The sequence below is a fragment of the Anaerofustis butyriciformans genome, from assembly GCF_036289385.1.
GTDB classification, from domain to species: Bacteria; Bacillota; Clostridia; order Eubacteriales; family Anaerofustaceae; genus Anaerofustis; species Anaerofustis butyriciformans.
The window spans coordinates 148,635-167,960 of sequence record NZ_JAYFFH010000003.1 but is presented as its reverse complement, the minus strand read 5'-3'; the positions used below and the strand labels follow the sequence as shown (position 1 = coordinate 167,960).

Annotated in this window: 16 protein-coding genes; 1 reads left to right on the top strand and 15 read right to left on the bottom strand. The window is 30.9% G+C overall.

The window, feature by feature from the left end:
• Positions 1–4: 4 nt before the first annotated feature.
• The 10 genes from V2W16_RS06155 to V2W16_RS06110 form a co-directional block, all read right to left on the bottom strand.
• Positions 5–973, bottom strand: a complete 969-nt coding sequence (locus V2W16_RS06155) for a beta-ketoacyl-ACP synthase III (protein WP_329383128.1) — start codon at positions 971–973, stop codon at positions 5–7.
• 1 nt (position 974) lies between these two features.
• A complete protein-coding gene (locus tag V2W16_RS06150; RefSeq protein ID WP_138268124.1) occupies positions 975–1,898 on the bottom strand; it encodes an acetyl-CoA carboxylase carboxyltransferase subunit alpha in 924 nt (307 codons plus the stop codon).
• A complete protein-coding gene (accD, locus tag V2W16_RS06145) occupies positions 1,895–2,770 on the bottom strand; it encodes an acetyl-CoA carboxylase, carboxyltransferase subunit beta (RefSeq protein ID WP_329383123.1) in 876 nt (291 codons plus the stop codon). Before accD ends, V2W16_RS06150 begins: the two co-directional genes overlap by 4 nt.
• Positions 2,754–4,124, bottom strand: coding sequence for an acetyl-CoA carboxylase biotin carboxylase subunit (locus V2W16_RS06140; protein ID WP_329383119.1), 1,371 nt, complete (start codon positions 4,122–4,124; stop codon positions 2,754–2,756). Before V2W16_RS06140 ends, accD begins: the two co-directional genes overlap by 17 nt.
• Positions 4,125–4,571: an acetyl-CoA carboxylase biotin carboxyl carrier protein gene (gene accB, locus V2W16_RS06135; protein ID WP_329383117.1), complete on the bottom strand. Its 447-nt coding sequence runs from the start codon at positions 4,569–4,571 to the stop codon at positions 4,125–4,127.
• A gap of 165 nt (positions 4,572–4,736) precedes the next feature.
• A complete protein-coding gene (locus V2W16_RS06130) occupies positions 4,737–4,961 on the bottom strand; it encodes an acyl carrier protein (protein WP_138268120.1) in 225 nt (74 codons plus the stop codon).
• Between the two features lie 169 nt (positions 4,962–5,130).
• Positions 5,131–5,574 (bottom strand): 2-thiouracil desulfurase family protein, encoded by a 444-nt coding sequence (locus V2W16_RS06125; RefSeq protein WP_329383112.1) that lies wholly within the window; start codon positions 5,572–5,574, stop codon positions 5,131–5,133.
• A 46-nt stretch (positions 5,575–5,620) separates the two neighbouring features.
• Complete coding sequence (locus V2W16_RS06120) at positions 5,621–6,064, bottom strand: GatB/YqeY domain-containing protein (RefSeq protein ID WP_138268118.1); 444 nt, start codon at positions 6,062–6,064, stop codon at positions 5,621–5,623.
• A 16-nt stretch (positions 6,065–6,080) separates the two neighbouring features.
• A complete protein-coding gene (gene rpsU, locus V2W16_RS06115; RefSeq protein ID WP_138268117.1) occupies positions 6,081–6,260 on the bottom strand; it encodes a 30S ribosomal protein S21 in 180 nt (59 codons plus the stop codon).
• Between the two features lie 203 nt (positions 6,261–6,463).
• Entirely contained in the window at positions 6,464–12,469 is a 6,006-nt protein-coding gene (locus V2W16_RS06110; protein ID WP_329383107.1) for an InlB B-repeat-containing protein, read from the bottom strand.
• A gap of 366 nt (positions 12,470–12,835) precedes the next feature.
• Here V2W16_RS06110 and rbr point away from each other — a divergent pair, with 366 nt between their 5' ends.
• Positions 12,836–13,375: a rubrerythrin gene (gene rbr, locus V2W16_RS06105; RefSeq protein ID WP_138268116.1), complete on the top strand. Its 540-nt coding sequence runs from the start codon at positions 12,836–12,838 to the stop codon at positions 13,373–13,375.
• A gap of 32 nt (positions 13,376–13,407) precedes the next feature.
• Here the strand turns inward: rbr and V2W16_RS06100 are convergent, their stop codons facing one another.
• The 5 genes from V2W16_RS06100 to ileS all read right to left on the bottom strand — a co-directional run bounded on the left by V2W16_RS06100 (position 13,408) and on the right by ileS (position 19,305).
• Complete coding sequence (locus V2W16_RS06100) at positions 13,408–14,607, bottom strand: MalY/PatB family protein (protein ID WP_329383104.1); 1,200 nt, start codon at positions 14,605–14,607, stop codon at positions 13,408–13,410.
• Between the two features lie 101 nt (positions 14,608–14,708).
• Positions 14,709–15,224 carry an SLOG family protein gene (locus V2W16_RS06095; protein WP_253229864.1) on the bottom strand — a complete coding sequence of 172 codons (516 nt, stop codon included), beginning with the start codon at positions 15,222–15,224 and terminating at the stop codon, positions 14,709–14,711.
• 75 nt (positions 15,225–15,299) lie between these two features.
• Positions 15,300–15,557: a DUF6809 family protein gene (locus V2W16_RS06090; RefSeq protein WP_253229863.1), complete on the bottom strand. Its 258-nt coding sequence runs from the start codon at positions 15,555–15,557 to the stop codon at positions 15,300–15,302.
• A gap of 4 nt (positions 15,558–15,561) precedes the next feature.
• The gene (locus V2W16_RS06085; RefSeq protein ID WP_329383097.1) at positions 15,562–15,912 is read right to left on the bottom strand and encodes a helix-turn-helix domain-containing protein; all 351 of its coding nucleotides are present in this window, start codon (positions 15,910–15,912) and stop codon (positions 15,562–15,564) included.
• Positions 15,913–16,206: 294 nt separating this feature from the next.
• Positions 16,207–19,305, bottom strand: a complete 3,099-nt coding sequence (ileS, locus tag V2W16_RS06080; RefSeq protein WP_329383095.1) for an isoleucine--tRNA ligase — start codon at positions 19,303–19,305, stop codon at positions 16,207–16,209.
• Between the last annotated feature and the right edge of the window lie 21 nt (positions 19,306–19,326).

Below are 19,326 nucleotides of genomic sequence, written 5' to 3'. Positions count from 1 at the left end.
TTTACTATATTTCAATATACCCTGAAGCGTATGTAAATCCGGCTCCAAAGCCTATCAAAACAATTTTTGCTCCTTCTTTTATTAATCCTTTTTCCTTTGCCTCTGCAAGTGCAATTGCAACACTTGCAGCTGAGGTATTACCATATTTATTTAGGTTAATATATACTTTATCTTCATCTATCTTAAGTTTTTTTATAACGTGTTTTATAATCCTATAATTAGCCTGATGAGGAATTACTAAATCAATATCATCTATTGTTTTACCTGCTTTATTTAAAGCTTCTGTTAAAGCATCACTCATTGCTCTTACTGCAAACCTAAAAACATCGTTACCAGCCATTTCAATATGACCTACTTTTCTTTCTTCATTTTGAAGTGGTTGTTTTAAACTTAAACCTTGTATTCTTAATTTCCCTTGATTATCCCCTTCTGCGTTAGAATAAAAGTACATATCATTATCGGTTGGTTCTCTTTTCATTATTACAGCTCCTGCTCCGTCTCCAAAGAGAACACAGGTACTTCTGTCTGTCCAGTCAATTACCTTGCTTAATGTTTCAGCTCCGATAACTAATGCACATTTATATTCACTTAACATAAACGATGCAACCTGCATTGAATATAAAAAACCGCTACAAGCAGCATTCAAATCAAAAGCCATTACATGTGAATCATTTAGTCCAAGCTTTTCTTGAACCAAACAAGCAGTAGATGGAGTCATATTGTCAGGAGTACATGTTGCACATATAATTAGGTCTATATCTTCTTTAGCAATTTTTGCATCTTCAATAGCCTTTATTGCAGCATTATAAGCAATATCGCTTGTATTTTCATCACTGCTTATATACCTTGTTTCTATTCCAGATCTGCTTTTAATCCATTCGTCATTTGTATCTACGATTTTCTCAAGGTCTTGATTTGTTATTAAATTTTTGGGTATGTAATAACCGTATCCAATAATTTTTCTATTTTTCATCTTAAATCATTCCTATTTTTCGATATTTTAAATATCTTTCCTTGATTAGTTGTCTGTCTTTTTTATTTGATAATTCCATAAGCTCATTTTGAATATAAACGGATATTTGAGCAACTACATACTCAAGACCGTTTTGAGCCCCTCCCTCAGGTTCTTTAATTATGTGGTCAACAATTCCTTTTTCATACAAATCAAAAGAAGTAAGCTTCATATATTTACTTGCTTCTTCGGCTCTGCTTTCGTCTTTCCACAAAATACTCGCAAATCCCTCAGGAGAAAGTACGGAATATATTGCATTTTCAAGCATTATTATTTTATCGGCAACGCTTAAAGCCAAAGCCCCACCACTTCCTCCTTCAGAAATAACAACGCTTATAACAGGAGTTTTCAAATTTGAAAACTCATAAAGACATTTTGCAATAGCTTCAGCCTGTCCTCTTTCCTCAGCACCTTTTCCGGGATACGCACCTGCCGTATCAACTATTGTAATAATAGGTCTATGGAATTTTTCTGCTTCTTTTGCCAGTCTTAAAGCCTTTCTGTAACCTTCGGGATTCATCATTCCAAAGTTTCTCTTTAAATTTTCTTCTAAAGTTTTTCCTTTTGCCTGTGCCAAAACGGTTACCGGAATATCATTAAACGTTCCAATACCACCAATTAACGCACTATCATCTCCAAAACATCTATCTCCATGAAGCTCATAAAAATTATCAAAAAGAAGTGATATATAATCGCTTGCTTTTGGTCTGTCTTGATGTCTTGCAAGATATACTCTGTCCCAAGGCTCTAATTTTGCATATGCCTTTTTCTTTAGCTGTCTTATTTCTTTATTTATTTTGTCAAATTCTTCATTGTCCGTTAAAGAAAGAGAAGCTTTTTTTGCTTCTAATTCTCTTATTTTTATTTCACATTCTTTTATGCTCATTGTTTTACTCCTTTATGAAGTACTATAAGATCATAAATGGTTTTCTTCATGTCAGTTCTTTTTACAATCATATCTATAAAACCTTTTTCAAGTAAAAACTCAGCTCTTTGGAATTCTTTTGGAAGAGTTTCATTGATTGTATTTTCAATAACTCTTTTTCCGGCAAAGCCTACAAGAGCATTCGGTTCAGCAATTATTATATCTCCTAGCATCGCAAATGATGCACTTACGCCACCTGTAGTTGGATGAGTAAGTAAAGATATATAAAAGCCTCCCTCATCAGAAAATCTCTTTAGTGCAGCGCTTGTCTTTGCCATTTGCATCAAAGACATAATCCCTTCTTGCATTCTTGCTCCTCCACTGGTACAGCTTATAAGAAGAGGAAGCTTTCTTTTTGTTGCAAGCTCTATTATTCTAGTAATTTTATCTCCAACAACTTGTCCCATACTTCCCATCATAAAATTACTGTCCATAACGGCAATGGCAATTTTTTGACCGTTTATTTTTCCAACTCCGGTAACAACTGCTTCATGAAGTCCTGTTGCTCTTTTTAACTTATCAAGTTTATTAGAATAACCTGGGAAATCATCTTCATTTTTACTTTCAATGTTTTTATCCATTTCCCTAAAACTTCGTTTATCCGTAAGCTGTCTTATTCTTTCTCTGGCACTTATCTTTAAATGATGACCGCAATTTGGACATACATAAAGATTTTCCATCATTTCATCATATGGAGTATTTTTATGGCATACTTCACAGTTTTTTATTAAATTTTCAGGAACTTCTCTTTTTGTAACCTCTTTTGAAGAAGTTATTCTTCTGGACTTAAAAAGTTCAAGTCTTTCCTGTCTTTTCCTAAATAAGTTCTCCACTTTGTTCTTCCAACTCCTTTATAAACTCTTCAAAAAATCCCGTATCGTATTTTCCTTCAATAAAAGTTTTATTGTGAAGCACCAAATAATGAAATTCTATATTTGTTTTTACTCCGTCTATTATTAATTCTTCCAATGCAACTCTCATTTTCTTTATGCATTCTAACCTTGTAGGTGCAAAAGTAATGAGTTTTAAAATCATGGAATCATAAAACGGAGGTATTTCATATCCTGTATACACAGCACTGTCAACTCTTATTCCTCTTCCTCCGGGAATATGTAAAAAGTTTATCTTTCCTCCGGAAGGTGCAAAATTTCTTTCTACATCTTCCGCATTGATTCTGCATTCTAATGCATAACCGTTTTGTTTTATATCCTCTTGTTTTAAAGTAAGTTTTTGTCCGCCGGCAACTTTAATTTGTTGTTTTACTATATCAACTCCGCTTATCATTTCTGATATTGGATGTTCAACCTGAATTCTCGTATTCATTTCCATAAAATAATATTTTCCGCTTTTATCAAGCAAGAATTCAATTGTTCCTACACTGTCATATCCAACATATTTACATGCTTTTATTGCATCATTTATCATAGACTGTCTTATTTCATCTTTAAGCATATGACATGGGGCTTCTTCTATAAGCTTTTGGTTTCTTCTTTGAAAAGAACAGTCTCTTTCAAATAAATGTATAACATTACCATGCTTATCAGCTATAAGTTGAATCTCTATGTGTTTTGGTTTTTCTATGTATTTTTCTATATATACATCACTATCCCCAAAACAAGCCTTTGCCTCACTTGTAGCAGCATTAAAAGCATCTTCAAATTCTTCTTCTTTTCTTACAATTCTCATGCCTCTTCCACCGCCGCCATTACTGGCTTTAATAATTACGGGATATGTTATGTCATTTGCAAGCTTTTTACCTTCATCTACATCTTTTATAATTTCTTTAGAACCGGGAACAACAGGCACCCCAGCTTCTATCATTATTTTTCTTGCTTCACTCTTGTTCCCGAGTTTTTCTATTGTTTCAGGGTTTGGACCAATAAAGATTAATCCACATCCAATAACAAGCCTTGCAAATCTTGGATTTTCACTTAAGAAGCCGAATCCGGGATGTATGGCATCACATCCTGTCTGACAAGCAGCTTCTATGATATTACTCATATTAAGATAACTATCCATTGCTTTAGGCGAACCTATACAAACAGCTTCATCTGCTATTTGAACATGTAAGGCATCTTTATCCGCAGTTGAATATACACTTACGGTTTTAATTCCCATTTCCTTACAAGTTCTTATTATTCTTACTGCTATTTCTCCTCTGTTTGCAATTAAAATTTTCTTTATCATTTAATCACCTATACATATTAGATTTTCATCAAACTGAACCATTTCACCGTCTTGTTTTGCAACACTTATGATTTTTCCGCTGCAAGGTGCTTTTATTTCGTTCATTACTTTCATTGCTTCAATGATACAAACGATATCTCCCTTGTTTACACTGTCTCCCACGTTTACATAAGCAGGTGAACTTTCATTTGGTTTTGAATAAAATGTTCCTACAATAGGACTTTTTACCCAATTCCCTTTTGGTTCTTCTTTTATAACTTCTTTAGTATCTTCTTTTATAACTGGTTGTGATTCCACAATATATTCTTGTGGTTTAACATAATTTACAACACTTTTGCTATCTTCTTTTTCAAGTTTAATCTTCATTTCTCCGGCTTCAATTTCCATTTTATGAACATTTGAGCCTTCAAAAATATCTATAACTTGTTTTATTGCTTTAGTATCCAAAATTTTCTCCTTTTGAATTAATTTTAAAGAAATCAATAAATAATACTTTGATATTCAAACTATAATATCCTATAAAACCGAATAAATAAAAAATAAAATATAATGAATAAATGTAATATAAAAGGGCCCGTAAGCCCAAATATTATACTGAATAAAAAAGTGATATTATTGTTTTTCTTTAATAATGTCAATGATATCTTGTACAGTAACAAGTTTTTCTAATTCTTCATCTTCGATTTGAACATCGAATTCTGTTTCAAGTTCAAGTGATAATTCAACAGCAGCTAAAGAATCGATATCTAAATCTTCTTTTAATCTTGCTTCTGGTGTGATAAGACTTTCGTCAATATCTAATGCATCTACTAATACCTTTTTAATATCTTCTAACATATTTATATTCCTCCTAAGTTCTTTGATATTCAAAGTATTTTTGTATTATAAACTGTTAAAGTTATAAAGTAAATAGTTTTTTGTTCATTTTATTAACTTTTTATTATATTTATATGCTTTTTTTACTCTTAATAATACTCAGTATCATTAAAAACATTTTCATACAAATTTAGAATAACTTTTCAAGTTCTTTCTCACTTATTACTTCAATTCCATTTTCTTCAAAAAGCTTTGCAGTTATTCCCTTACCATCAATCAAAACAGATGAAAAACTTCCGTCGTATATTTTTTTATTTCCGCAAGACGGAGAATTGGCTTTCATTAATGCTAATTTTACATTGTTTTCTTTTGCAATATTAAGGCAAATCATTGCTCCTTTTTTATATTCATCAGTAACGTCTTTTCCGCTTTTTGAAAATACTTTTCCTTTTCTTATTTCGCTTGGCTCTCTTGGTGTAGATAGTCCTCCAAGACATTCTGGACAACATAATATAACATTATATTTATTTTCTATTTTCTTTATAATTTCTTTTTCTATTTCATTATTACCACCGCTGTATTTACAGTTCTCTCCAAACAAACATGCCGATACAATTATATTTTCCTTACTCATATATACCTCACAGTAAAAAAATAAGGAGTGTAATACACTCCTTAAATTAGCCTAATAATTCTCTGGCAACTTCATTAACGATTTTACCGTCAGCCTTACCTTTTACTTTAGGCATAACTTCGCCCATGATTTTGCCCATATCTTTTACCGTTTCAGCTCCGGTTTTTTCAATAGCTTCTTTTACTATTTCTTTAACCTCATCTTTTGTTAGCTGTTTTGGTAAATATCTCATTAGAACTTCAAGTTCTGCTTTTGCTTCAGCTATAAGATCTTCTCTTCCTGCTTTCTCAAATTCAGCAAGAGAATCTTTTCTTTGTTTTACTTGTTTAGCAACTACATCTACAATTTCTTCATCGCCAAGTTCAACTTTATTGTCTTTTTCAACTTGTAAGATTGCAGCTCTAACCATAGTAACAGTAGATTTTGTTATATTGTCTTTTTCTTTCATGGCTTTTTTTAAATCGCCAAGTAAAGTTTCTTTAAGTGACATATAAAACACTTCCTAATTATCTTTTATTTTTTTTCTTTCTTGCTGCTTCAGCTTTTTTCTTTCTTCTTACACTAGGTTTTTCATAGTGTTCTCTTTTTCTGATTTCAGACATAACACCAGCCATAGCAGTCTTTTTCTTAAATCTTTTTAAAGCGCTTTCTAGTGATTCGCCTTCTCTTAATCTTACTTCTGACATCTCTCAACCCTCCCCTCTACCGTGGGTTATCACGTTTATAGTCAACACAAATTATTATAAAAAAATATACAAGATATGTCAATAAAAAATATTCGTTTTTTATTCATTAAAATCATTTAATTTTATTTTTATTTTCATATTTAATAAAAAAATACACCTAAATTGTATATACAAAATAGGTGTATTTTAATTATTCGTCTAAACTATTTTAAACTAGTTTCTTCTTTACGTTTGTATTGTAAGTAAGTTATAAAACCTCCTGAAATTACAAACATTACAATCCATAATAATACATTTGATGAATCTGATGTAGCTGGAGTATCGCCTAATAATTTATAATCAGCTATACCGTCTCCATCTGTATCAATATTTGCGTCAGGAATACCATCTCCATCTAAGTCGATATTAACATCTGGATTTCCATCTCCATCTGTATCAATATTGATATCTGGTTTTCCATCTCCATCTGTATCGATATTGATATCTGGTTTCTTATCTCCATCTGTATCAATATTTACATCTGGTTTCTTATCTCCATCTGTATCAATATTAATATCTGGTTTCTTATCTCCATCTGTATCTATATTGATATCTGGTTTCTTATCACCATCTGTATCAATATTTACATCTGGTTTCTTATTTCCATCTGTATCGATATTGATATCTGGTTTCTTGTCTCCGTCTGTATCGATATTAATATCTGGGTTTAAATCACCATCTGTGTCTATATCAACATTAGGTTTTCCGTCTCCATTTGTATCAATATTGATATCTGGATTTCCATCTCCATCTTTATCATAATCTAGATTTGGATGACCTGTATCATATCCAGGGTTTCCAATTCCATCAGGATAAACATCTATACTTGGTTTCCAGTAATCATCTACACCATCACCATCAGTATCTTTACCAGGTCTATATAAATGATCTGTATCAACTTTTCCGTCTCCATCTGTATCTAGTTTTGTATCAGGTTTCCAGATGCCGTCACTATTTCCACCATTTCCGCTTGGTTTCCATGTTCCTTTATTATCTGTATCAATATTTATTTCAGGTTTTCCGTCTCCGTTTAAGTCAATATTAATATCTGGTTTTCCGTCTTTGTCTGTATCAATATTTACATCAGGAATACCATCTCCATCAACATCAACGTTTAATTCAGGTTTTTTACCTACAATTACTTCTACTTTATGATCTTTATTAATATCATCAAAAGTAATTTCGCCTTTTCCGTCAGGACTGATTAGATCAGGACGACTTACACCGTCTACAATTACATCTCTAATTTCGTAATTATCAGGATCAGTCACTTCCCATTCAACTTTAGAAGAGCTACCTTCTTCTACTTTTCCACTGTTTGTAATAGTACCAGGACCACCTACGATGCTAGTATTTATGTCATATAAAGGATTATCACCTTTTCCGTCTTGAACATCATCATTTCCAGGTAAACTATTTTTTTCAACATAGATATCTACGTCTTTATCACCTTGAAGGTCTTTTAAATCGATACTATTTCCGCTAAATGAAACACTTTCTCCGTTTACTTTAACGTCTACAACTTTATAATCACCGTCAATATTCCAAGAAACAGTATCATCGTCACCTTTTTCAAAGATACCTGTTCCATCTATTTCACCTGTTGCACCGATTATTTCTCCTGTAACAGAAATTAAATCTTCATCACCAGGAAGACTTCCTCCATCAGCAGTAAAGTAAACTTCTATTTCATGATTTTTTGAAATGTCATTAACATTTACACTAATACCAGTTTTGTCTTGTTTTGTTACTTCAACTTCATTTGCTGCAAGGGTAGTAATTCCTGTAATAGGATAATCTACACCGTCTACAACTAATTTTGAAACAACACTTCCACTATTTGGAGTACCTTCGATATTTAAGTAACTTTGTCCTTTATATAAAACTTTAGATACATCTACAGTCCCATCTCCGTATTTTAGAGTGTCAACTGCATAAATAACAGGTTTCATATAAACTTTTACATCTTGATTACTTTTAATTGAATTAAATTCAATTTTGTTTTGACCTTTTGTATCATATACTTTGTCATTTACAAGAACTTTGTCTATTTCATACACAGCATAGTCAGAATCACTTGGACTATTGCCTACTTGTAAAATAGGATCCCATGTTACAGTAAAGTCACTACCTTTTGAAACTATTCCGCCTGATGAAATAGTACCAGGACCACCTATAAGTTGAGTAGTAATTGTAACTGGATCTTTTTGCCAATCTCCATCACCACTACCGTCTTTTTGGAAATAAACATCTACAACATGATTTTGTGTAATATTACTAAAATCATATTTACCGCTGTTTATTGCACTTTGACTAATTTCTTTTCCGTCAACAAATACATGTGCGATTTTATATTCGCCTGTAGATTCCCAAGTTACTGTAGCATTATCTCCAGAGTTTACAACTTGGTTACCACTTACTTTAGTAGTTTCATCACCACCATATTTATTTACAGTTACTGTGTAATATCCTGTTGTTGAACCGCCACCTAAGCCAGGTAGACTTTCAACTGTTACAATAACTTCATGATCTGCTTTAATACCTTTAAAGTCAACATTCTTTGTATCAAGTGGATATTCTTTTCCATCAACTTTAATACTTGTAATGTAATATCCTTCATTTATTGTCCAATCAACAGCATAATCACTATTTTTAGCTACTGTCTTAGTTGGTGTTATTGTTCCGGCATCAATTGGACCATCAATCTTAGTTTTAACTTGATAGTAGCCTGTTTCACCTATATCAGTAGAACCTGAGCCAGATGAACCACCTTCTTTAACAAATTCAACATATACTTTATGATTTTTATTAATATCTTTGAATTCAATCTTATTATCAACTAATAAGTCATCTCTTATTACATCATCAACAAATACTCTTCCTACAACATATCCTTTTGCAGGTGTCCAGCTAACAGTATAATCAGAACCTTCTTTCATTGTTTTTGAAGGAGTAATTGTACCACTACCGTCTTTACTTGTTGATACTGATAAGTATCTATTATAGTAAATCTTTAATGTTAATTTACCATCACCGCTTATTGTTCCTGATAATTTATTTAATTCAGAACCTTCATCATACCAATATCCGCTAAAGTCTTTAATATCACCGTCTTTAATTGAAACTTGTTCATCAGTTGTACCATATCTAACAACAGTTAAGTCATCATTTCTTACATAACCGTTTTCTGTACTAAACCAATATTCTAATTTATATTGTGTATTTGTATTTGCAGACCATTTAGCTGTTAATGTGTGATCTGCTTGTTTATATACAGCATCGCCTGATTCTCTTAAAGTTCCACCTTCATCATACCAACCTTCAAATGTATAACCTGAACGGTTTGGTGTATTTAATGTTCCGTAGTTTGTAGTTGCTGTTGGATATGATTTGTCATTTACAGTACTTCCACCATTACTATCAAAGTGAACAATATATCTTGAAGTATCTTTTTGCCATTTTGCATATACAGTATATGTACCTGCTGGCATTGTTTCACTTCCTCCGATTGCAGTTCCATTTTTATCTTTTGCCCAGCCTTGGAAAGTATAACCTTCTCTTGTTGGAAGATATGTTCCTTGGTAAGGGGAACCAGTTTCATCGTTAGTAACGGCATTTACAATATTTGCACCGTATTCTACAGATTTTTCTTTTAATTTACCTAAATTTCCGCCATTTGCATCAAATTTTAATGTAAATGAATCTTTAGCCCAGTTAGCAACAAGTGTCATATCACTGTTTGCTTTTTGAGTTGTAATTTGTGCTCCACCATATGTCCAATATGTGAAATGATATCCTTCTTTTGTAGGAAGTTCATCACCTGAAAGTAAATGATCTATTACATTACTTCCTTTTGGAACTTCTATAACTTTTGATTCTTGAGAATCACCAAAGCTTCCGCCGTTTGGACTAAATGTAAGTTGAACTTTTTCTGTTGTATAAACAGGATGTAAAACAATATCATCTGAAACAACAGTTTCTGAAGATACTAAGTTTCCATCTGCATCAGCCCAGCCTTGGAAAATTTGATTTGGATCTTCATTTTTTGGTGCTTCTGGTAATTCACCAAGTTTTCCATTTTCTAAAACATAATATGTATCATATAAATCATCTTCAAAAGAAACAGATACAGTATTAAATGTATTTGTACTTTGGTTTCCACATTCATCCCATGAAGTTACTTTCAAAGGATCTGCTGTTAATTTTTGTGAGAAATTATATGCATGAACAGGTGCATCTAAAGTAATAACTTCTCCATCATTAACTTGATATTTTAATACGCCACTTCCTTCATCTTCAATAAGTGTTACACCATCTCTATCGATACCATAACCTTTATCTACAAGAGCAATATGAGCAGAAGATTTATAACCTTCAGAAGTAGCTTCAATTGCAGCAGCTTTATCATCTTTATAAGCTGTTAAATATGTTTGGAATGTACTTGATTCATTTCCTTCTTCATCTTTTACTACAAGTTCAAATGTATATTTACCTTGTTTTGAATCTTTGGTAAAAGTATAATTTGGTAATAATTCAGGTGAGTCTACAAATCCGCCTGAATTTGCGACTATACTATTATCTGGGTCATACACTTTAAGAGACCACTGTGTAATCTCAGCCCCGGAATCTGCAGGCATTGATTTATCTTTTATCTGTGCAACTATTTTATCGTTTGATGTTTTTAAATGTTGCAAGTGAACTGTCAAAATCTGACGTTCTTCTTCCGTTCCTAATTTTTCATATATAGAAAAGTCTGCAATAGGATTTTCTTTTATCTGTTGAATTTCAACAGGTGTAAACTTAACTTTATCTTTATAGTTATTTGCAATATATTCTGCAATCTGAGAAACATAGTCTTGGTCTGTTGCATACAAACCATTATCAGGTCCTATACCAGAACTATCAGCTGTTGGGTCTTTTAATATTTTTCCATCATCAACATTACTAATATAGAATATTTCATTTTCATTAAGACGTTTTATACCTTCCAAATAATTTTCTTTATCTTCTGGAACGCCCGGATCAGCATTTGTTCCGGCTAAGTTAATGAAATATTTATAGTCTGCATCTTCCGCATATTGTACATTTTTAAGTGCATCGAAAGCATTTGCTTCATAGTTCATTTCAAGGTCAGAGAATACAAAAGATGAAAGCTCTGAACAGCCATGAGACTTATAAGCAGCCATAGGACCAAATCCATTATATCCTGTTGCTTCCATTGCTACGGCTTTACCGCCAAACAATGTTTTTGTTTCTTCAAATGTACCTGAAGAAGTATAGTTTCTTTGTTGAACAGTTAAAGATCTTGACTGTAAATCAACATCAATTCTTGCTTTTTTACTTGCACCTAAATTAAATGTATCTTTTGCAATGGCTTTACTATACAAACCTGTAACATTTGAAGTTTGGAAATTCATTGCATTAACATTATTCATAGGAATTAAATAAATATTTCCGCTTACTTGAGTAGTAAATTCATAAAATAATAAATATCCATTTACTGTAGCAGAAGAACTTGTACCATTTATACCGGCATTAACAAAGAAACCTGCACCTGTTAATGTATGATTACCAACACCTTTTGCATCAATATCAAAACTAAATGTTCTTCTTGAGTTGCTTGGGGCAGGGTATATCATAAAATCAGCAAGAGCCTGTGTTCCATAACCGGCAAATGTCATCTTTGCTTTTCCCGCTTCATCTAAAGTAGAAGAAATATGTCTTTTAAAATATTTACAACTTGTTGGAGTTGTTTTTTCAAATTCCTTTTCTATGGTTGTTGGTTTTGTACCACTTGCATAAGAATTATCTGCTGCTCTATAAGGTTGCTTTGTTGAGTCTAAGCCAAGACTGTTATATGTAGATTGATCAAGATAATGATCATATACATACCAACCAGATGTATCGGTTGTATCAATTTTGATTGCAGATGAAACAATACGGAATTTATTTTCATCCAACCCTTGAGCGATTAATTTCTCAGTCAATTCCTCCTTAAAATCTAAAAAAGTACCCGGATAATCTGCTGGGATATTTACAACAATATCAATAACAGAATCAGGGTTACTTACTGCATCATTAGCCTGTACTTTAACAAGACCGGCAATTATGCAAAAAGTTAATAAAAAACAAAAAAATGATAATAATATTTTTTTCGTTTTTACGCGCATAAAATTACCCCCCTACGCATTTTAATAAATAAAAAAATATATATAATAAAAAATTTTATTATCACATTAATTATTAAATATCAATAACCAAAGTTACTTATTATTTTATTAAAAATATAAAAACAAATTAAATTTATTTTTATCGGTTAAGATACCCATAATATATGAAATTTTTCTAAATTATATCATACTTCTTTCTAAATATACATATAAATATGGTAAAATTTTGAATATTTTGTGAAAATTTATAAGTTCAAAATAATCTAAATTATTAAGAATTAATAAACTTTAAATTTAATTAAACATTAAAATTTTTTTTGTGATATAATAACCTTAACAAGAAAAGCATATAGGAGGGTAAATTATATGGCTAATAAATTAGACGGAACAAAAACACTTGAAAACTTAAAAACTGCATTTGCAGGAGAAAGCGAAGCAAGAAACAAATACACTTACTACGCAAGCAAAGCAAAAAAAGACGGTTACAATCAAATTGCTGCATTGTTCGAAGATACAGCAAACAATGAAAAAGAACACGCTAAACTTTGGTTTAAATTAATTCATGGAATCGGAACAACAGAAGAAAATCTTCTTGACGCAGCAGCAGGCGAAAATTATGAATGGACAGACATGTATGCTACATTCGCAAAAGAAGCAAGAGAAGAAGGCTTTGATGATATAGCTGAAACTTTTGAAGGTGTTGCAAAAATCGAAAAAGCTCATGAAGAAAGATACAGAGCTTTATGCGAAAACATCCAAAAAGGAAGAGTATTTAAAAGAGAAGAAGAAGTTGTTTGGGAATGCGGAAACTGCGGACACTTAGTAGTTGCAAAAGAAGCTCCTGAAGTTTGTCCTGTATGTGACCATCCAAGAGCTCATTTCTTTATTAAAGCTAAAAACTACTAAAAATAAAAAGAACATCTTATGATGTTCTTTTTTTATTTAACAGGTATATCTTTTAATACTTCTTTCATTCCATTCATTGCTTTTTCGATATTTTTCCTGCTTGTTGCAACGTTTATTCTAAAATAGCCAACTCCCTCTTCTCCAAACTGTTTACCGTGCTGAATAGCAAAACCGCCTTTTGTAACAAATAAATCCGATAATTCCTTATAATCTATATCGTACTTATTCATATCAAGCCATCCAAGGAATGTCGCCTGAGGGATTTCAAAACCTACATTTTCTAAATTTTCATTAACGAATCTTTTTATGTATTTAAAATTTTCTTCCACATATTCAAGCATATAATTATACCAATCATCACTTTCTTTATATGCTGCCTTAACAATCCCCGGAACAAAAACGTTAGGGTCTGCAGTATGTAATCTTTTTTGTGTATATAATTTCCACTTGTTTTTATATTCTTCATTTTTGATAATTATATTACTTACCTTCATACCCGGAATATTAAATGTCTTACTCGGTGCAGTTCCTGTTATAAATATATCGTCATTTTCAAATAAAGATGCAATAGGAATATGTTTTATTCCCTTTCTTACAATATCGCAGTGTATCTCATCACTAAAAACTATAACATTATATTTTTTACATATTTCACCTATTTTTAAAAGCTCATCTTTTGTCCAGACTTTCCCTATTGGATTATGAGGTGAACAGAACAGGAACATTTTTACGTTATTGTCTTTTATCTTTTTTTCAAAGTCTTCAAAATCAAGAGTATAATCTCCATTTTCATCTTTAACAAGAGGAGAATTAACAAGATTTCTGTTATTATCCTTTACTATATTCATAAAAGGAGTATAAACAGGTTGGTTTACAATAATATTGTCCCCTTCATTTGTAAGAGAAGTTATTAATACACACATAGCAGGAACAATCCCGCCGGAATAATATATATCTTTCTTATCAATTATAAAATCGTGTTTATCCCTCATCCAATCGCAAACAGCACTTTTATATTCATCATCAGCATACACGAAAGTATATCCAAGAACAGGATTTAAAAGTCTTTCTTTTATGCTTTCGATTATTGCATCGCTGCAAGGGAAATCCATATCAGCAACCCATAAAGGTATGGTATTTTCATCTGAAAGAGGGTATGCCCTTTTTAAACTATCATATTTTTCACAGTTAGTATTTCTTCTGTCAATTATTTTATCAAAATCGTATTTCATATTTTACCTCGTAAAAAACAAATTAAGTTGTATTTATTCATTTCTATATTTTTATATATAGTATCACTTTGGTAAAATATTTTCCATATAAAACCTTAAGCCTAATAAAAATTTTTAAACAGCTTAAAAGTTTTTGTGTCTATAAAAATTATCTTCTTTTCTTTTTTTATTGCATAATCAAGAGTATATCTTGTCCCCCCGCTGTCTCTTCCGTCATAAACAGCAAATAAAAACTCACTGTTATCTACCATATATCTATTTCTTTCAAGCATACAAGTTCTTGTATATTTTTCATTTAGAATTATTGCATCTAAAGAGTTATTTAATATGTAATTATAGTTTTTAATATCTTCTTGTTTCCATAATTTAGTTTGATTTTTACAAGGAATAACGGGAATAATTTTAATATTTGTATTAAATCTGTCATTATAATCTAAAATAGCTCCGGCACATAACAAATCCGCACCAAGAGCCATTCCACAATAAAATGTATTTATTTCATATTTCACGTGTAGTAATCCTATTATATTTTTTATCTTTTCAAACAATATTGTCTTTTTCTCTTCATCAAAATTTTTCACATCCCTTATTCCCGTTATGGCACACTTTTTATCCATTATCTTATCCCCTTAATATTTTTTTACAAGATAAAAGATACATTTATTAAAGTGCGAAATTTGTCAAAATATGTATTATGTAAAACTAAACATCTCTATAACTATTCTCATACAAATATTAAATCCCATTTTAAAACAATATTCATTTTCTTTTTGATTATATCTAAGCATCTTTTCAAAGATCTCTTCAAAACTTTCACTGTATGTTTTATCAATGTTCTTATTTAGTTTTTCAAACAAATCAATAATTTCATTTAGCATTTTTTGATTATCATCACATTTATTATTTTCAAGATAAAAATATAGAATTTCATTTAAAATACTTTCGCTCATTTTATTAAATATATTCACTCTCTTTTAAATTTACTTTTTTTAAAAAATTTAGATTCTCAAATAAAAGTTTTTTCTCTTCTTTACTACAATTTTTTAAAAACTCATTAATATCCTTAATATTTTCGCTTATAAAATTATTACCAAGATCAATACTAAAAAGCTCATCTAAACTTAAATTTAATATACTGGCAATATTAACTATTGCATGCAGTGAAACTTTCGCACTTCCATTTTCTATGTGGCTTAAATGACTTACAGACAAATCGATTTTTTCTGATAAACTTTCTTGTGTATACCCTAATTTTTTTCTTTTTTCTTTTATCTTTAATCCCAATTTTTTATAATTTATTTCCATACCAAAGCCACACTTTTTTGTTTCATTTTACAAAAATCATAAAATGATTAGAATGTCGTAAAAAAGATTATAAAAACTAATAAAAATGCTATATAAAACAATATACTTATTAAAGAACTACTAAACACAACAAATTTTTATATCTATAAAAAACAACCTTTTTTATAAAATTATATATAAATTTTGTTTTTATATGACATTCACAAAATGTCAAAATAAAAAAGACATAAAAGTCTTTAATGATAAAATATAATTTTTTTTAATAAAAAAAGACTCCAAAAGGAGTCTTTTTATCTATTTTCTTTCAAGTTTTATTACTGCTTCTTGATCGTTTAATTTAACATTAGCACCGTCATTTTCAGCATAGATAATTTCATCGCAAAGAGTTTCTTTTGTAAGATAAGCTTTAAATTCTTCAATAGAATTTTTGATTACATCGCTACAATCAATTGTTATGTTAATTCTGTCTGTTACTTCATAATCATTATTTTTTCTCATTTGTTGAACTTTTGAAATAACTTCTCTTACATAACCTTCTTTGATTAATTCTTCATCAAGATTTGTATCTAAGATTACGAATAAATTATCTTGTTTTTGAACATTGAAGCCTTCTTTTGCTTCTGTTCTTATTTCAACCCATTCTTTCTTAAGCATTAATGGACCTTCAGGTGTATCAAGTGTTACTTCACCATTTTTATCAAGTTCGTCAATTACTGCCTTTGCATCACAGCTATTTAATGCAGCAACAGCTCTCTTAACATCTTTACCTAAAATCTTACCAGCAACTTTAAAGTCAAGTTTTAAAATAAAGTTCATGTATTCTTCAAGGTTTTCAGGGAATGTAACTTCTTTTACGTTAAGTTCTTCTTTGATTAAATCAACAAGTCCTGAGATAACTTCTTTATCAGCACCATAAACAAGAATGTCTTTTACAGGTTGTCTAACTTTGATATTTGCTTCTTCTCTGGCACTTCTTCCAAGAGAAACAAGAGTTCTGACTAAATCCATTTTAAATTCATTCTTTTCGTCGATTAAATCTTCATTTGCAACAGGATATCTTTCAATATGAACTGATTCTTTACCTGTTAATTTTCTGTAAATTTCTTCAGAAATAAATGGAGCAAATGGAGCAATAAGTTTGCTTAAGCCTGTTAATACTTCGTAAGTTGTATTGTATACGGCTTTTTTGTCATTATCAAGTTCGCTTGCCCAGAATCTTCTTCTACATCTTCTGATATACCAGTTAGATAAATCTTCATTTACAAAATCTTGTATTTTCTTAACTGCTTTTGTATGTTCATTAATTTCCATATCAGCAGTTACGGCTTTAACAAGGTTATTGTATTTAGATAATATCCATAAATCTATTTCATCTCTGTCTTTATATTCAACAAAGAATTCTCTTGGGTCTACATTATCTGTATTTGCATACATTACAAAGAATGTATAAACATTTTTTAATGTATTGAAGAATTTAGAAATTACTTCTTTTAATCCTTCTTCATCAAATTTAGTTGGAGTCCATGCAGGTGATACATATAGTAAATACCATCTAAGTACATCGGCACCATATCTGTCAAATAAATCAAATGGGTCAACTGTGTTTCCTTTTGATTTACTCATTTTTTGACCGTTAGCATCAAGAATTAAGTCATTTACAAGAACACTCTTATAAGGAGCTTTTTTCATTAGGAATGTTGATATTGCAAGAAGTGAATAGAACCATCCTCTTGTTTGGTCAATACCTTCACAAATGAAGTTTGCAGGGAATTGTTCTTCAAACTCTTCTTTATTTTCAAATGGATAATGTTGTTGAGCAAAAGGCATTGAACCTGAGTCAAACCAACAGTCAATAACGTCTGTTACTCTAGTCATTGTCTTACCGCATTTATCACATTTAATATGAACATCGTCAACATATGGTCTATGAAGTTCGATACTTTCATCTATATCTTCAATTGCTTCTTCCACAAGTTGTTTTCTTGAACCTACACTGTGAATATTTCCACATTCACATCTCCAAATATTAAGAGGAGTACCCCAGTATCTGCTTCTTGAAATTGCCCAGTCTTTTACATTTTCAATCCAGTTACCAAATCTCTTTTCACCAACAAATTCAGGATACCATTTTACAGTATTATTTGCTGCAACAAGGTCATCTCTAAGTTTTGTCATTTCAATATACCAACTTGGTTTTCCGTAGTATAACAATGGAGTTTTACATCTCCAGCAATGTGGATAGTTATGTTCAATTTTTTGTTTCTTAAATAACATATCATGCTCTTTTAGATATTTAATAATATCTAAATCTGCATCTATAACAAAAGTACCCTTCCATGGAGTTTCAAGGAATTTACCGTCTTCACCAACAGGATTTAATACAGGTAAATTGTATTTTCTTGATACATTGTAGTCGTCTTCCCCAAAAGCAGGAGCAATATGAACGATTCCTGTACCATCTTCAGTAGAAACGAAATCACCAAGGATTACATAATGCGCTTTCTTGCCGTTTGGAACTTTTACGAAATCAAGAAGTTGTTCATATTCGATATATTCAAGGTCTTTACCTTTCATTTCTTCCATTACTTCATATTCGTCACCAAGAACAGTATTAGCAAGTGATTTTGCAAGAATGAAAGTTACTCCTTTAGATTTTACTTTTACATAATCAATATCAGCACCAACACAAAGGGCAACGTTTGAAGGAAGTGTCCAAGGAGTTGTTGTCCAAACTAAGAAATATTCATCTTTATCTTTTATTTTAAATGCAACATAAACAGAATTTGTTTTAATGTTTTTGTATCCTTGAGCTACTTCGTGAGAAGCAAGACCAGTACCACATCTTGGACAGTAAGGAACGATTTTATGACCTTCATAAATTAGTCCTGCATCAAAGAATTCTTTTAAAATCCACCAAACTGTTTCAATGTAATTATTGTCAAGTGTAATATATGGGTTATCAAGATCTACAAAATATCCCATTCTCTTTGTCATTTCTCTCCAAAGAGCTTCATAAGTAAATACACTTTCTTTACATTTTTTATTAAATTCTGCAATACCGTATTTTTCGATATCACCTTTTCCGTTCATATTTAAAGTTTTTTCAACTTCAATTTCAACAGGAAGTCCGTGTGTATCCCATCCTGCTTTTCTTTTAACTCTGTAACCTTGCATGTTTCTGAATTTGCACACGCTGTCTTTTAATGTTCTTGCAATAACATGGTGAATTCCAGGTCTGCCGTTAGCTGTAGGAGGACCTTCAAAGAATACAAAGTTTTCACATCCTTCTCTGGTTTCAAGAGACCTTTTAAGAATATCAATATCTTCCCAATAATTTGATATTTCTTTTTCCATGTCTTTAACACTGTTTTTATTCAAATCTTCAAAAACCATATCTTACTCCATTCCTAAATT

What these genes read in the sequence shown, in the direction of transcription:
- V2W16_RS06125 (WP_329383112.1), bottom strand. Translation starts at nt 5,574, where the DNA reads ATGAGTAAGGAAAATATAATTGTATCGGCATGTTTGTTTGGAGAGAAC.
- V2W16_RS06150 (WP_138268124.1), bottom strand. Translation starts at nt 1,898, where the DNA reads ATGAGCATAAAAGAATGTGAAATAAAAATAAGAGAATTAGAAGCAAAA.
- rpsU (WP_138268117.1), bottom strand. Translation starts at nt 6,260, where the DNA reads ATGTCAGAAGTAAGATTAAGAGAAGGCGAATCACTAGAAAGCGCTTTA.
- V2W16_RS06095 (WP_253229864.1), bottom strand. Translation starts at nt 15,224, where the DNA reads ATGGATAAAAAGTGTGCCATAACGGGAATAAGGGATGTGAAAAATTTT.
- V2W16_RS06140 (WP_329383119.1), bottom strand. Translation starts at nt 4,124, where the DNA reads ATGATAAAGAAAATTTTAATTGCAAACAGAGGAGAAATAGCAGTAAGA.
- V2W16_RS06130 (WP_138268120.1), bottom strand. Translation starts at nt 4,961, where the DNA reads ATGTTAGAAGATATTAAAAAGGTATTAGTAGATGCATTAGATATTGAC.
- V2W16_RS06155 (WP_329383128.1), bottom strand. Translation starts at nt 973, where the DNA reads ATGAAAAATAGAAAAATTATTGGATACGGTTATTACATACCCAAAAAT.
- V2W16_RS06100 (WP_329383104.1), bottom strand. Translation starts at nt 14,607, where the DNA reads ATGAAATACGATTTTGATAAAATAATTGACAGAAGAAATACTAACTGT.
- V2W16_RS06110 (WP_329383107.1), bottom strand. Translation starts at nt 12,469, where the DNA reads ATGCGCGTAAAAACGAAAAAAATATTATTATCATTTTTTTGTTTTTTA.
- rbr (WP_138268116.1), top strand. Translation starts at nt 12,836, where the DNA reads ATGGCTAATAAATTAGACGGAACAAAAACACTTGAAAACTTAAAAACT.
- ileS (WP_329383095.1), bottom strand. Translation starts at nt 19,305, where the DNA reads ATGGTTTTTGAAGATTTGAATAAAAACAGTGTTAAAGACATGGAAAAA.
- V2W16_RS06090 (WP_253229863.1), bottom strand. Translation starts at nt 15,557, where the DNA reads ATGAGCGAAAGTATTTTAAATGAAATTCTATATTTTTATCTTGAAAAT.
- V2W16_RS06120 (WP_138268118.1), bottom strand. Translation starts at nt 6,064, where the DNA reads ATGTCACTTAAAGAAACTTTACTTGGCGATTTAAAAAAAGCCATGAAA.
- V2W16_RS06085 (WP_329383097.1), bottom strand. Translation starts at nt 15,912, where the DNA reads ATGGAAATAAATTATAAAAAATTGGGATTAAAGATAAAAGAAAAAAGA.